Annotated in this window: 11 protein-coding genes; 5 read left to right on the top strand and 6 right to left on the bottom strand. The window is 71.6% G+C overall.

The genetic code is table 11. From position 1 onward, the window contains the following. Together TA90_RS15010 and TA90_RS05430 are read left to right on the top strand one after the other, a co-directional pair. Nucleotides 1-291, top strand: a 291-nt coding sequence (locus TA90_RS15010; RefSeq protein WP_043534995.1) for a hypothetical protein, incomplete at its 5' end; no start/stop codon positions are given. Between the two features lie 80 nt (nucleotides 292-371). After that, nucleotides 372-1778 carry an HNH endonuclease signature motif containing protein gene (locus tag TA90_RS05430; RefSeq protein ID WP_187120096.1) on the top strand — a complete coding sequence of 469 codons (1407 nt, stop codon included), beginning with the start codon at nucleotides 372-374 and terminating at the stop codon, nucleotides 1776-1778. 20 nt (nucleotides 1779-1798) lie between these two features. Here the strand turns inward: TA90_RS05430 and TA90_RS05425 are convergent, their stop codons facing one another. Next, nucleotides 1799-6703, bottom strand: coding sequence for an acyl-CoA dehydratase activase-related protein (locus tag TA90_RS05425; protein WP_231550673.1), 4905 nt, complete (start codon nucleotides 6701-6703; stop codon nucleotides 1799-1801). A 400-nt stretch (nucleotides 6704-7103) separates the two neighbouring features. On the opposite strand from TA90_RS05425, the gene TA90_RS05415 reads away from it, so the two are divergent. Continuing rightward, nucleotides 7104-7781, top strand: a complete 678-nt coding sequence (locus TA90_RS05415; RefSeq protein WP_231550672.1) for a TetR/AcrR family transcriptional regulator — start codon at nucleotides 7104-7106, stop codon at nucleotides 7779-7781. Here TA90_RS05415 and TA90_RS05410 read toward each other — a convergent pair. Next, nucleotides 7754-8590 carry an aminoglycoside 3'-phosphotransferase gene (locus TA90_RS05410; RefSeq protein ID WP_082031496.1) on the bottom strand — a complete coding sequence of 279 codons (837 nt, stop codon included), beginning with the start codon at nucleotides 8588-8590 and terminating at the stop codon, nucleotides 7754-7756. The two genes, TA90_RS05415 and TA90_RS05410, sit on opposite strands and share 28 nt — an antisense overlap. A 158-nt stretch (nucleotides 8591-8748) precedes the next feature. After that, on the bottom strand, nucleotides 8749-9873 hold the full coding sequence (tadA, locus tag TA90_RS13775) for a tRNA adenosine(34) deaminase TadA (RefSeq protein WP_231550671.1): 1125 nt from the start codon (nucleotides 9871-9873) through the stop codon (nucleotides 8749-8751). A 259-nt stretch (nucleotides 9874-10132) separates the two neighbouring features. Between tadA and upp the strand changes: the two genes are divergently transcribed. Then, nucleotides 10133-10771 (top strand): uracil phosphoribosyltransferase, encoded by a 639-nt coding sequence (upp, locus tag TA90_RS05400; protein WP_043534992.1) that lies wholly within the window; start codon nucleotides 10133-10135, stop codon nucleotides 10769-10771. Between the two features lie 105 nt (nucleotides 10772-10876). On the opposite strand, the gene TA90_RS15005 is transcribed toward upp, so the two are convergent. Then, nucleotides 10877-11470 (bottom strand): GNAT family N-acetyltransferase, encoded by a 594-nt coding sequence (locus TA90_RS15005; protein ID WP_197067857.1) that lies wholly within the window; start codon nucleotides 11468-11470, stop codon nucleotides 10877-10879. Nucleotides 11471-11603: 133 nt separating this feature from the next. Between TA90_RS15005 and TA90_RS05390 the strand changes: the two genes are divergently transcribed. Next, complete coding sequence (locus tag TA90_RS05390; RefSeq protein ID WP_043534990.1) at nucleotides 11604-12248, top strand: MBL fold metallo-hydrolase; 645 nt, start codon at nucleotides 11604-11606, stop codon at nucleotides 12246-12248. Between the two features lie 27 nt (nucleotides 12249-12275). Here the strand turns inward: TA90_RS05390 and TA90_RS05385 are convergent, their stop codons facing one another. Continuing rightward, nucleotides 12276-13130: a Sir2 family NAD-dependent protein deacetylase gene (locus TA90_RS05385; protein WP_052450548.1), complete on the bottom strand. Its 855-nt coding sequence runs from the start codon at nucleotides 13128-13130 to the stop codon at nucleotides 12276-12278. Between the two features lie 214 nt (nucleotides 13131-13344). Beyond that, nucleotides 13345-13848 carry a YagU family protein gene (locus TA90_RS05380; protein WP_231550674.1) on the bottom strand — a complete coding sequence of 168 codons (504 nt, stop codon included), beginning with the start codon at nucleotides 13846-13848 and terminating at the stop codon, nucleotides 13345-13347. Nucleotides 13849-14620: the final 772 nt, after the last annotated feature.

Here is a 14620-nt window from a genome sequence, read left to right as displayed (position 1 = left end):
ACCTCCACTCGCACGGTCCGCGAACGGATCCGCCAGGCCGAGCCCCTCCAACACGTCGAGGAAGCCGCCGGTCCGGGCACCGATCACCCGGAGGCCTCACAGCTCGACACGAACCAGTCGGTCCCGTTCCCCCTCCTGCGCCGGGCCGTCAGGGAAGGGCTCATCTCCCCCGACGCTGCCAGCGTGATCACCGCCGCCCTCGCTCCGGCACGGAAGAGCGGAGTGCCCGCCCTCCGCGTCGCCGAGGCGGAGTGTGCGCTCCTGGCGGCGGCATGGGCGCGGATGCCGTGACGTCCCGGGCCCACGTGTTCGGGGATGCCGCCGAGGCTCTCCTGACGGAGGTGGGGCGCTCGGGCACCCAACCCGGGGCAATGGCACTGACGCAGCTGACTCGACTTGCCCGTTCCTGGAGCAGGATGCTCGCCCAGGAGTCCGACCCCGATGGTGGGCAGGAGGACTCGCGTGCGTCACGGCATCGACGGGAGGCACGGCGCTTCCTGACCATCCACGCCCTGCGCGAGGGCACGAGACGGGTGGAGGGCGAGCTCCTGCCCGAGACAGCGGCACAGCTGGAGCGTCTCCTCGATGCCTACCTCAATCCGCGCACCGAGACCGCCACACCGGGCACCGTGGACCCAACCGCGCCGGGCCTCGGAGCGGCCGGAGGAGCGCGAGGGCACAGCCCCGATCCATCGGCCGACCTCGACTCGACAACGGGGGCCGACCCGACTGCGGGCCACGACCCTGTCACCGGCCCCGGGACCACCGCGGGACCCGGACCCGTGAACGCTCCGGTCCTCGATCACCGATCGCCTCGCCAGAAGCGCCATGATGCCCTCGCAGGGATCCTCGCCACTGCCGCGGGCGTGCCCGAGATGCCCCTCCTGGGAGGTGCAGCGCCCACCCTCGTCGTCACCACGACTGCCGACCAGATCGGTCGACCCAACGGCACCGCCTTCCTCCAGGGCACCCACGACGAGGCCGACAGTGCGGTCGACATCTCCGTCGCACACCACACCGGATGTGTCGGCGCCGTCCAGAAGGTCGTCATGGACTCCCGGGGCCGGATCGTGGAGCTGATGGCGCCACAGCGGATCTTCACCGCCCACCAACGTCGCGCGATCGCCACCAGGGACGGAGGTTGCGTCATTCCCGGATGCTCGGTCCCCGTCACCTGGTGCGAGATCCACCATGTCCGTGAGTGGCACGAGGGCGGGGACACCCACACGGACAACGGTGTCGCACTCTGCTGGCACCATCACCGGAGCTTCGAGCAGCTCGGCTGGGACATCCAGATGCGGGACGGAGTGCCGTGGGTCAGACCACCCGCCACCATCGACCGTCGTCGACGATGGTTCCGCGCCCAGTCCGGTCTCCACCTGATGTTCGGTCAGTTGGCGGTCGAGCGCGCCGTCCTGGACGCGGCGGCCGCCCGCGACGACAGGTCCCGGAGTCCCGGTGGAGGTGTCAGTCGCCGAGATCTGAGTGGGGGCCGTCGCAACCGGGATGGGGGAGGCGGCCACAGCAGCCGCGATCGGGGAGGCGGGCGCAGCACTCAGGACCCGGGGGACGGTGGAAACGGCGACCGGGGCACCCCTGCGCATCAGCCCGGTGGAGCAGGTGCGTCTGCTGACGGCGGCGCCACCGGACCGTCCAGGGGCAACCAACGTGCGCCCGCCCCGAACGTCCTCGGTCCCGACGTGGGACGTGGCCGCGACGATCGGGGAGACCTGGGCGTGCAACAGGAACAGGACGTCCTCTTCGCGCTCAGCGGGTGAGCGTTCCGACGTCCCGGCCCTCAGGACTCGCGGTGGATCACCATGACCGGAATGGGGCGGCGGCCGGCTCGGTCGACGGGCATCCCCTCGGAACCGCCCGCGACAACAGACCCGATTTCGCAGCCACCAGCGGCGACACGCCCGAGATCGCAGCCACCACAGGCACACGCGCCGGTGCTGGCGCCAGAGCCCGGGACGCCGGGCGCGGAGCCCGGGACGCCGGCAGCGGAGGCCGGGCCCTCGTGCCCCTGGCCGTTCCCGGTGTCCGCGCCCCCCGCGAGCCCGCCGGCCTCCCCGTCGCCCCGGGACGCCCCGCGCTCCAACGCGGTCGAGATCATGAGCTTGATGCGGTTCAGCTGATTGACCTCCGAGGCGCCCGGGTCGTAGTCCACGGCCACCAGGTTCGCCTCCGGGTAGCGGGTGCGCAGCGCCCGGAACATGCCCTTGCCCACGACGTGGTTGGGCAGGCAGGCGAACGGCTGGGCGCAGATGATGTTGGGGCACCCGTGCTCGATCATGTCGACCATCTCCGAGGTCAGGTACCACCCCTCCCCCGCCTGGTTGCCCATCCGGGCGATGTCGGTGGACCGCGACGCCATCTCCTGGATCGGACGGTGCGCCTCGAACTTCCCCCCGGTGCGGGCGAACGCCGCACGCACGGGCGCCTCACACCGCTGCATCGCCCACAGCGCCAGGGGCTTGGCCCAGCGCGCCGTCCCCCCGATGCCGAGGTTGTCGTGGTTCCACCGCGCCGACGCCATCGAGTTGTGGAAGAACTGCATGAGCCCCGGGAGCTCCGCCTCGCAGCCCTCCTCCTCGATGACGTCGACGGCGTGGTTGTTGGCGTCGGGATGGAACTTCACGAGGATCTCCCCCACCAGTCCGACACGGGGGCGTCGTGGTTCGTCCCGCAGCGGCAGCGCGTCGAACTCCGCCACGCACCGCCGCACGAGGCCACGGAAGGTGAGGCGCCCACCCCAGGTCGCGGACCGTCCCCTCCCCTCCAACCACTCCCGGCAGATCGCGTCCCACCGCGCGTACAGCGCCATGGCGGCACCGGGCTCCTCCTCGTAGGGACGCACCCGCAGGACCATCGCCTGGAGCATGTCCCCCAGCACCAGGGCACGCACCGCGCGGTGGGCCATGGGGACGGTGAGCTCGAAACCGGGGTTTTCCTCCAGTCCCTGCACGGATGCCGCGATGACCGGCACCTGCGGGTATCCGGCGTCGCGCAGCCCCTTGCGCAGCAGGGACGCGTAGTTCGTCGCCCGGCACATCCCACCCGTCTGGGTGATGACCACGGCCGTGCGGTCCGGGTCCGAACGCCCCGAGGTGAACTCCTCCAGGAGCTGCCCGATCACGACGATCGCCGGGTAGCAGGCGTCGTTGTTGACGAAGCGCAGCCCCGTCTCCATGGACTCCCGCGAAGTGTGCTCCAGGAGCCGCACGTTCAGCCCCGCCCGACGCAGCACGGGCACGACGAGCCGGAAGTGGATGGGTGACATCTGCGGCGCCAGGATCTCCCACCCCTGATCGCGCATCTCGCGGGTGAACCGCGCGCGGGGCTGGACGTGACCGGCACGTGTCTCCTCGACTGCGGCAGGAACCCGGGACGCTCCGGCATTGACGAGGGCGGAGCCGCCCTCGTTCCCGGGCAGCGCCATGCGGGCGGGTGCTGCGCCGGTCGCGGCACCGGAACCACCCGCAGCAGAGGTCTCCACCCGATCGGGCGGGGACGCCACGGGCACAGCGTCACCCCCGGGCAGCGTCGCGGGGACGGGTGCGCCCACCGATGCGCGTTCCCGGGCGGCGGCGTCGAGGGAGCGCAGGCGGATGCGGGCGGCACCGAGGTTGGAGACCTCGTCGATCTTGAGGACGGTGTGGATGTCGCCGCGGCCCTCGAGGATCTCCTGGACCTGGTCGGCGGTGATGGCGTCCACCCCGCAGCCGAAGCTGGTCAGCTGGACCATCTCCAGGTCGTCCTCGTCCCCGACCCGGGCGGCGGCCTCGTAGAGACGGGAGTGGTAGGACCACTGGTCGCGCACCCGCAGGGGCCGCTCCAGGCGCCCGTCGCACACGGAGTCCTCGGTGAGGACGCCCAGACCCAGACCATTGATGACCTCGGGGATGCCGTGGTTGATCTCCGGGTCGAGGTGGTAGGGACGCCCGGCGAGCACGATGCCGCGCACCCCGTTGGCTCGCATCCATCGCAGGGACTCCTCGCCCTTGTCGCGGATCTCCTGCTTGACGGCAGCGTCCTCCTCCCAGGCGGCGTCCAGTGCCGCGCGCATCTCGTCCTCGGGGATGTCCCAGTCGGAGAAGACCTCGCACAGGCGGGCGGGCAGGTACTCGCGGTTGGCGAGGTTGAGGAAGGGCGCGAGGAAGCGCACGCCGGGATCGCGCAGCCGCTCCATGTTCGTGCGGATGACCTCGGGGTAGGTGGCGACCACGGGACAGTTGAAGTGGTTGTCGGCGCCGGGGCTCAGCTGCTGCTCGAAGCTGACGCAGGGGTGGAAGATCGTCGTGATGCCCTTGTCGAGGAGCGCCTCGATGTGTCCGTGGACGAGCTTGGCGGGGTAGCAGACGTTCTCCGAGGGGATCGACTCCATGCCTGCCTCGAAGAGGTCGTGGTTGGAGCGCTGGGAGACCATCACGCGGAACCCGAGGTGGGTGAGCAGGGTGAACCAGAAGGGGTAGTTCTCGTACATGTTGAGCACGCGCGGGATCCCGATGTCCCCGCGGGTGGCCCGGGCCTCGGTGAGGCGGCGGTAGCCGAAGATCCGCTTGTACTTCCAGTCGTACATGTTGGGAAGGGCGGACTTCTTCGGGATGCGTTCCAGGGAGGCGCCGCGCTCGCAGCGGTTGCCGCTGACGTTGCGCTCCCCGGTGGAGAAGGTCGAGATCGTCATCCGGCAGTGGTTCTGGCACAGGCGGCAGGTCTTGTGGGTGGTCTCGACGGAGAACCCCTCCAGGTCCTCGACACCGGCGAGGCCGGAGCGCCCCGTCCCGTCGTCGTGGAGGCGCGCGGTCAGCGCCGCACCGTAGGCGCCCATGAGGCCCGCGAGGTCGGGGCGCACGACCTCACGACCCGTCAGGAGTTCGAAGGCCCGCAGGACGGAGTCGTTGAGGAAGGTCCCACCCTGGACGACGACGCGGTCGCCGAGGTCGGAGGGGTCCTTGAGCTTGATGACCTTGTACAGGGCGTTGCGCACCACGGAGTAGCTGAGGCCTGCGGCGATGTCGCGGACGTCCGCGCCCTCCTTCTGGGCCTGCTTGACGGAGGAGTTCATGAAGACCGTGCAACGGGTCCCCAGGTCCACCGGTGAGCGGGAGTCCAGCGCCCACCGGGCGAAGGTCTCCACATCCGTGTCCATCGTCTGGGCGAAGGTCTGCAGGAAGGACCCGCATCCCGAGGAGCAGGCCTCGTTCACGCAGATGGAGTCCACGGCGTGGTCGCGGATGCGCAGGTACTTCATGTCCTGGCCGCCGATGTCGATGACGGAGGTGACGCCGGGGGCGAGCTGTTCGGCGGCCCGGAAGTGGGCCATGGTCTCCACCTCGCCCTCGTCCAGGCGCAGCGCCGTCCTGACCAGGCCCTCCCCGTAGCCCGTCGCGCAGGAGCGCCCGATGACGGTGTCCTCGGGCAGTTCGGCGCGCAGGTGGCGCACGATGTCCACGGCCGCGGTCACGGGGTCGCCCTCGTTGGAGGCGTAGTGGGTGAAGACGATGCGCCCATCCTCGTCGACGAGGACCGCCTTGATCGTCGTGGAACCCGCGTCGATGCCGAGCCAGCAGCGCCCGCGTGCCTCCTGGGGGCGGGCGACGGGGACGGTCTCGCGGCCGTGGCGGGCGCGGAACTCCGCGAGGTCGACCGGGGTGGCGAACAGCGGGGGCATGCGGTGGGTGGCGGTCTCGGGGGCGGCGTGCTGCAGGTCGCCGACGAGGGCGGACAGCGGACGCGCGGTTGCGCGGGAAGGGGCGGATTCACGAGAACGCCCTCCCTGCGGGGGATCCCCGGCCAGCATGGCGGCACCCAGGGCGACGTAGAGCTGGGCGTCCTCGGGGGTGACGAAGGCGTCGGCCCGGGGCAGGAGGTCCTCGTAGGCGCGCCGCAGCTGGGGCAGGAAGTGGAGTGGACCACCCAGGAACATCACGGTGCCGCGGATGGGCCGTCCGCAGGCCAGGCCCGCGATGGTCTGCGTGGCCACGGCGGTGAAGACCGAGGCCGCGAGGTCCTCGTGCGCCGCACCCTGGTTGATGAGTGGCTGGAGGTCGGACTTGGCGAAGACCCCGCAGCGCGAGGCCACGGGGTAGATCTGCTGGTGGCGGGCGGCGAGGTCGTCCAGACCGGCGGCGTCGGTGTGCAGGAGGGTGGCCATCTGGTCGATGAAGGCGCCCGTCCCGCCCGCGCACGTCCCGTTCATGCGCTGTTCGGGGGTGGGGTGCAGGTAGGTGAGCTTCGCGTCCTCCCCGCCCAGTTCGATGACCACGTCGACCTCGGGGTGGAGCCTGCGGGTGGCCTCGGTGGCGGCGATGACCTCCTGGACGAAGGGGATGCCCAGGGCGCGGGCCATGGACAGGCCTCCCGAGCCGGTGATGGCCGCGCGCACCAGCGCCTGCGGGTGGGCGGCGGCGATCTCGGCGAGGAGCCGGGCGAGTTCCCCACGCACGTCCGCGTTGTGGCGCCGGTAGTCGGAGAGGACGACGCGGGGCCCGTCCAGGAGCACGACCTTCACGGTGGTCGAGCCGACGTCGATGCCGAGGGCCCAGGTGGGGGTGGCGCACGCATCGGCAGCGACGGTGTCACGGGGACCGGCCTCGGAGACGATGCGCGGTCCGGCCATGGCGTGAGGACCAGCCACGGCCGGGTCCGCACCGCGGTCGGAGCTCCCAGCAGTGCCCGCCGTGCCGGACGCCTCGCCCATCGTTCCTCCCACTCCTGGTCCCGCTCGGGCCCCTGCAACCGAACGTAGGGTGGTGTCAAGGCGATTTCCACGGCGTTGAAATTGGGGGAGGTCGATGGCATCCCACACGACGGATTCGGCCCGCACCGGACCACGGGAGGCCTGCCCGGGCACACCGGCGCGCGCGCCGGGGCAGGACGGTGTTGAAATCGGGGGTGGCATTTCCGTGAGTGACCGCGTTGCGAAAACCCCGGCCACGCCACCGGCGCCCGCGTCGGACACCCCGCTCCCCGGAACGCGGGGAGGCGGGGGAACGGCACCGGGGACCCCCGCGGGGGAGCCCCGTCCCGCAGGAACGCACGCACAGGGAGTGACGCCGCGGGACACGGCCACGCCCGGAGCACCAGGTGACACCGCGCCCGTGCCCGCCGCGGCGGCGCCCGTACCCACCGTGGCAGGGCCCGCGCCCCGTGGCCGCGGGCCGCACGGCCCCCGCGGCGAGCTGCGCTCCCGGATCCTCCCCTGCGCGCGCGCCGAGCTCGTCGAGCACGGGTACGAGGGCGCGACCATCCGCTCGATCGCAGCCTCTGCCCGCTGTGACCCGGCCCTGGTCTCCTACTACTTCGGAAGCAAGCAGGAGCTCTTCCGCGCCTGCTTCGACCTGCCCTCGGACCCGGCCTCGGAGGTGCTCTCACTCCTCCTGCCCGGTCCGCAGGGGGCCGGCGAGCGCCTGATCCGCTACGCGCTGGTCCTCTACGAGGAGCGACTCACGGCGGACGCCATGCAGGCCCTCATGCGGGCCCTCATCACCGACGCCGCCACCGGCAGACGCTTCCGCTCCTACGTGCGCACCGACGTCATCGAGCCCCTGGAGTCCCTGCTCGGGCACGGCACCGAGGTCGCCGAACAGGTGGAACTGGCCATGGCCACCCTCTACGGGATCGTCACGATGCGCTACGTCGTGCGGATGGAGCCCCTCGCCTCCATGCCCCGCGAGCGCCTGGTCACCGAACTCGCACCCTTGGTCCAGGAACGCATCGAGCGGGTCTGGCGCACGGACGGCCCCTCCCCTCAGGTGGCGTCCCACAGGGCCCGGTAGTAGGCGATCCGTCCGGGGTCCGGTGCCACGCCGTAGGTCCTCCAGAACAGGTCCTCGTCGACGTCGTCGAAGTTCCACCCCAGGGACATCGTGGCCACCGCCAGGTCCGCCCACCGGTCCGCCACCCCCAGTCGTGCGAGGTCGACGTGGGCCAGGAAGTGGCCCTGCCCGTCGAGCAGGGTGTTCGGGGCGCAGGGGTCGCCCTGGCAGACGACCGGGCGGTCCACGGGCGGCGGTGTCCGCAGCAGGTCGGGCACGGTCCTCCCCCTCGCCTCCGCCTCCTCGATGCGGCTCGCGACGTCCCACGTGAAGGGGCAGGCGGCGGCGGGCAGCGCGTGCAGGGTGCGCAGGCCCACGGCGACGGCACGCACGACCTCGTCCGTGCGCCCGGCCCACCGGGGATCCACGGCGGAGAACCCCGGGAGGGCGGCGGTGACCATGACCTCCGCCCCGGGCGTGTCGACGAGGGCGACCACACGCGGCCCGGGGTGGCGGCGCTCCAACCAGCGCATACGCTCGGCCTCCTGGACGAGGGACTCGTCGGAGGGCTTGGGGTTCCACTTGACGAACCGCGGCTCGGGTCCGTCGATGCGGCCCGTGAGGCCACCCACCATGTTCACCCAGACCAGGGTGACCGGGGCACCGGCGACCTCCCCCATGAGGGCGGGCACCGGGACCTGCGGGTCGGGGTGGCTGGCGAGCTCGGGGGTGGCGGGGTCCAGGTACGCGGAGAGGTCGGGAATGGCCGGTGCCGATCCGGCGGCGGCCTCGTCAGACGTGGTGGGCGTCGAACGGCTGGCGGAGTCCATTGTCGGGTCACCGTGGGCGCGGGGTGGGACAGTCCTCTGGCGGGCGGTGATTCCGCCACCCGGCTTCCCGGCGGAGTCCGGTGCCGACGGATCCGGGAGTCCCGAGGAGGCGTCCACTCCTGGAGCCGCAACCCTCGCGTCTTCCGTGTCCTGCACGCTCAGTGTCTCGCGTCGCCGCGACGCCGACGCCTCACCTGGACCTCGGGAAGACCCGAGGGGGGACGCTCCTGACCTGCCGGGGTCGTGGTGGTCCCCGAAGACGGAGCCGGTCCCGGTACCGGAGCTGTCCCGGAGGCCCGGGCGGTCCCGTCCGACCGGGCGCCCGGCTGTTCCCGGTCGTCGGAGGTCCGCGCGGTGGTGGGCCCCTGGTGTTGCGCCGACTGCGCGGGACGCGGGGGTACGCCACCCGGCACCGTCGGAGCCTTCGCACGGGGCTCTGGGCGCCCGGGAGCGGGCTCCCCCACCGCAGGCCGGGAGGTCGTCCCCCGCACAGCACGGTCGCGCCTCGACCCGGGGGGGACGGGGGCCGTGCCGGAGGGAACGGGAGCGGGGCCGACGCTGCGGGAGGCGGTGCCGGTCGCGGCAGAACCGGGGCGGACACCGGTGGAGGCAGTGCGGCCGGAGAGGTCGGTGGGGGCAGCGGGTCCGGTGGCAGGAGTGCCGATGGCAGCGGAACGTCGCGGGGTCGCCCTCGTCAATGGGGAGGAGGGGATCACCAGCGGTGCGACGCCGATCGGGCCCGCCTGGTCGCGCTCCCACGGGCGGGGTGCGGAGCGCTGGTCGCCCGAGGGGCGGGCCGCAGGGGTGCGCGGGGTTTCGGCGCCACGCCTGGACTCGAAGAATCCGCGCAGCTGGATGTTGGCCTCCTCGGCGAGGACGCCACCGATCACCTCCACACGGTGGTTCAGGCGGGAGTCGCGCAGGACGTCGCGCACGGAGCCCGCGGCACCGGCCTTCGGGTCCCAGGCGGCGAAGACCACCCGGTCGACCCGGGCCTGGACGGCGGCACCCGCGCACATCGTGCACGGCTCCAGGGTCACCACCAGAGTGCACCCGACCAGGTTCCAGCGGCCCAGGCGCCGGCCGGCCGCGCGCAACGCGACGATCTCGGCATGGGCGGAGGGGTCGTGGTCGCGTTCCCGCTGGTTCCAGCCCTCGCCGACGACCCGGCCCTCCGAGTCGAGCACGACGGCGCCGACGGGCACGTCGCCCCCCTCACGTGCTCGGTTGGCGAGGAAGAGGGCCCGCCCCATCGCCTCACGCAGACGGTCCTTGGACACCACGCCCACAGCCTACATGCGCCGCGCGCGCCGGAGCAGGGGGACCCGGGTGCTCCCAGGACTCTCCCAGACACGGACTGCCCCGCGCGTGTCGGGGCACGGACGGCGAGCCGGTTCGCCGGTCCCGGCAGTCCGGGGTGGCTCCGGGGGAGGGCCCGGCCTGGCACCGTCCCGGAAGCGGGCGGGTGGGAGAGTGGGTCGCCTGTGCGCGGGCACGCACGCGGGCGCTCGGGTGCGCGGTCGCGCGCGGTACCCTTGCCCCATGCGCCTCCATGTTGCGGACCACCCGTTGATCGCCCACAAGCTGACCATCCTGCGCGACAGGAAGACCCCCTCGGCGACGTTCCGCCAGCTGGTCGACGAGCTGGTCACGCTGCTCGCCTACGAGGCCACCCGGCACGTGTCGGTCACCGACGTCGCGATCAACACCCCCGTGGCCCCCACGGTGGGACGCAAGATGGCCGAGCCGCGCCCGATCGTGGTCCCGGTCCTCCGCGCCGGCCTGGGGATGCTCGAGGGCATGACCCGTCTCCTGCCCACCGCCGAGGTCGGGTTCCTCGGGATGAAGCGCGACGAGGACACCCTGCAGGTCGAGACCTACGCCAACCGCCTGCCCGAGGACCTCACCGACCGTGAGTGCTTCGTCCTGGACCCGATGCTCGCCACCGGGCACACCATGGTCGCCGCCGTGGACTACCTCTTCCAGCGCGGTGCCCGTGACGTGACGTGCGTGTGCCTGCTGGCCGCCCCCGAGGGTCTGGCGGAGCTGGAGAAGTTCGTGGGCGACCGCGCCGACGTCACCGTCGTGGTGGCGGCCGTGGATGAGCGCCTCAACGAGAAGTCCTACATCGTCCCCGGCCTGGGCGACGCCGGCGACCGCCTCTACGGCATCGTCGACTGACCTCACTCCTGCCGAGGTCCGCTCTGTTCGGGGCCTGAGGTCCGCTCACCCGGCCGGACGGGTCCGTCGCGCGGGGCGACGGAGCGGTGGGGCGGCGGCTGCTCGTCAGGGGCGGTCCAGCCAGCGCTCCATCACGACGCTGGTGCTGCGGCCGAACCCCTGTTCCTCGTAGAAGTCGAGGACCTGGGTGTTCGCGGCCCGCACCATGAGCATGACCTTGGGGATGCCGCGTTCGCGGAGCCACTCCTCCGCCGCGTCGACCAGGGCGTGGCCCAGCCCCCGCCCGCGAAGGTTTGGGGCCACCGCGACGTAGTAGATCCATCCACGGTGCCCGTCGTGGCCGACCATGACGGTCGCCACCACTTCCGGTGAGATCTCGGCAGGGAGAGAGCAGCCGTCGCTCCCCGGAACGCCACCACGGTCGTCCGCGACGCCGGCAGTCCCAGCGATGCCAGAAGTGTCGGCAGCGCCAGCAATCCCGGCGATGTCAACACCGAAACGGAGGCCGAGCACCGTCGAGGCGGGGCCGTCCACCGCACGCAGGAAGTCCGCGACGGGATCGTTCCATGGACGCGTGAGATTGCAGGACCGCCACAGCTCGACGGCGGAGTCGGCATCGGCGCGATCAAGATCATGAGCGAGGGGAAGGCGAGGTGTGTCGCCCGCCCCGGTGGCCACCCCGAAAGTTCCTGATGTCATGGACAGAGGCTACTGCGCTGCCCACACCGCCCTCCCAACCCACATGGTGGTCCTCGGACGTTCGCCACCCACGGCGCCCCCGCCCAGCGCCTCTGCACCTGCCGTGTCAGACCGGCAGGCGTAGCGTGTGCGCATGCTGAACGGGATCCGGGTGACGAAGTGGCACCACGCGTGCCTGCTGGTCGACGACGGTCGGACTCGGATCCTGGTCGATCCAGGCCAACTCGGTCCGCGCCCCCCACTTGAGGGAGTGGACGCAGTGCTGGTCACCCATCTGCACTTCGACCACCTCGACCCTGGTGTGGTTGCCGAGGCGGCGGAGCGGGGCACACCGGTCTGGGCGCCGGCGGACACCCTGGATGCCCTGGGCGGAGGACATGGTCTGCACGAGGCCGTGGCCGGCTCCGCCTTCACCATCGGCGCCCTCCGCGTCGAGGTCTCCGGGAACCGTCACGCCGAGATGCACCCGCAGGAGGCGGGACCGGAGAACCGCGCATACCTGATTGCTGGCTCGGTCTTCGTCACCGGAGATGAGCACGCGATCCCTCCCGGTCCGTTCCGTACCATGTTCACACCGATCAATGGGCCGTGGCTACGGGCGAGCGACCTGATTCGCTACGTGCGGGCAGTGCGCCCCGAGCGGGTCGTCGGCATTCATGATGGACTTCTCAATGCCGACGGGCTCGGCGTCGCCAGGAGAGTTGTGAGATCGCTGGAAGCCGAGGGCGCCCGCCACGCAGAGCTCCTCGAAGACGGTGGCAGCATCACGCTCGGATGAGGAAAAGCGGACCTTCATCCGCCCCGGTCACCCCAACGCCTCCGCCAACCCCACCAGCGTCTGCGTGGTCCCGGCGTCGACCTTGACGGTGGCGAACCTGTCCCCGCGGGTCTCGCCACGGTTGACGATGACGATCGGCAGGTCGTCGGCGACCGCGCGGCGGACGATGCGCAGCCCGCTCTGGACCGTCAGGGAGGACCCGGCGACGAGCAGCCCCTGGGACCGGTCCACCAGGGCCAGCGCACGATCGGCCCGCTCGCGGGGCACGACCTCCCCGAAGTAGACGATGTCGGGCTTGAGGATCCCACCGCAGGACTCGCAGTCCGCCGGCACGAACCCGGAGGTGTCCTCGATGACCGCGTCGGCGTCGGGGGCGATCTCGATGTCGACGACGCTGCCGTCCAGGCCCTCCAGGAAGTGCGGGTTCAGTGCCTCCAGGCGCTCGGCCAGGTGGGCGCGGGAGACCACGCGCCCGCAGTTCAGGCACACCACCCGGTCGTAGCGCCCGTGGAGGTCGATGACGGTGCGCGACCCGGCCTCCTCGTGCAGGAGGTCGACGTTCTGGGTGATGACACCCGAGACGACGCCGTCGCGTTCCATCCGCGCGAGTGCCCGGTGGCCGTCATTGGGGCGGGTGTCGTGGACGTGCCGCCACCCGACGTGGTTGCGGGCCCAGTACACGCGCCGGAACACGGGGTCACCGGCGAACTGCTGGTACGTCATCGGGGTGCGTGGCGGCGAGTCCGGCCCGCGGTAGTCGGGGATCCCGGAGTCCGTCGACACCCCCGCGCCGGTCAGCACCGCGAGCCGCCTGCCGCGGAGGACCTCGACCGCGTCGGCCAGGGTTCCCCTGTGGGTGGCAGCAGTCGTGGGGGTCGTCATGCCGTCATGGTACGAGGGCGACCCCTGCCGGTCCCGGTGGATCACCCACAGCGCAATCCGGCTGGCCCACCCCGGGACCACACGGGGTGGGAGTCGAGTGGCGAACACGAGGAGTCCCGCAGGGTGGCCGACAGGAGGAGGGGGCGGGCCGGTCGGTCGGCCCGCCCCCTCCGGGAGCAGTGCGCCGCAGTGGTCTGCGGCGTGTGCGCGGGTCTCAGACCGTGCGCGTGTCCAGGGCGAACTCCGCGTCGGGCTGGTGCGTGATGCGGTTGCGCAGGTCGCGGCGGAAGATTTCAATCGCCCACATCCACACCGCGTGGCCGAAGAGTTCGGAGAAGTGCTCCTCGAAGGGCTGGTTCCACGGGGCGGGGACGACACCCATGAGGGGCATGACGATGATGTGGAAGATGATCCAGATCGCGACACCGAAGGTGGCGCCCTGCCAAAGCTTTACCTGGGGGAAGCGCTCGGCGAGGACGGCGTAGAGGACTGCGAAGAAGATCGAGAAGCCGAAGTGCACGAGGAAGGACACCCAGGGGAGTCCGTCATTCCCGTTGTAGGCGTATGGGGAGTGGACGAAGTTGTCGGAGAAGCCGAGCAGCTCGAGGAACGCCTGGGGCGGATTGGTGACCGCCCGCTCAGGTGTGCGCGGGGGCAGCGGCACCTCCCATCCGAACTTCACGATGGCGCCGATGATGCCGGCGATGATGCCGACGATGACGGCGACCTTTCAGTTCCGGCGGGAAGGATCTGTCTGTTGAAGGGCCATGGCTCAATGGTGCTTCCTGCGTTTGTGTGCTTCAAGGACCATTGATCCTGTCCGATTGTGTGAGAACGTGTGGAATTCATGCATCTGGCCTGATCACGCGCCTCCCACCATTCATGGAGTCGGCAACGCCACACGGTTCCTCCCGGATCTCGGAATGCCCTGGTCGGGCGGGACCGTCGACGCGGGCCGCGGGGCGGTCCACGACCCATCCCGCCCGGGCGGGCGAAGAACCCAGTGACGGACCCGGAGTGCCTGGCGGGTGCGCCCAACACCGCCCGGGTGGGTGCGGGGTCCGGGGTGCCCCTCGGAGCACACGTCCGAAGTGCGGACGGCACCGATGACGGTCTCCGCACGGAGGGGACCCTGAGGGACACTGGTTCCGGCACCGCGCCGGTCCTGCTCCGTGTCGCACCGGCGGGGCCTCGACGTCGCACAGACCAACCGGGTCGCACGGCCTGATCGGGTCACACAGCCTGGCCGGGTCACACAGCCTGGCCGGGTCCCACAGGCCGGCGGTCCTCGCGGACCCCGCCGGGTTCACGGGTCCGGCGGGGCGGGTCCGTCCTCGTCCGTCGGGAGCCCACCACCGGGCCGCGGGAACGGGAACGGGCACGGGTCGCCCGGCGACGGTCGGAGCACGGACGACAACAGGAGGACCTCCCCGCACCGCGGCGGAGGCTCCCCCCGGACGGAGAGGAATGACCATGAGCGGACCCGAGGA

The organism is Actinomyces polynesiensis (assembly GCF_000820725.1).
Taxonomy (GTDB): Bacteria; Actinomycetota; Actinomycetes; order Actinomycetales; family Actinomycetaceae; genus Pauljensenia; species Pauljensenia polynesiensis.
The sequence above is the reverse complement of the archived record's forward strand: the minus strand, read 5'-3'. Positions and strand labels throughout refer to the sequence as shown.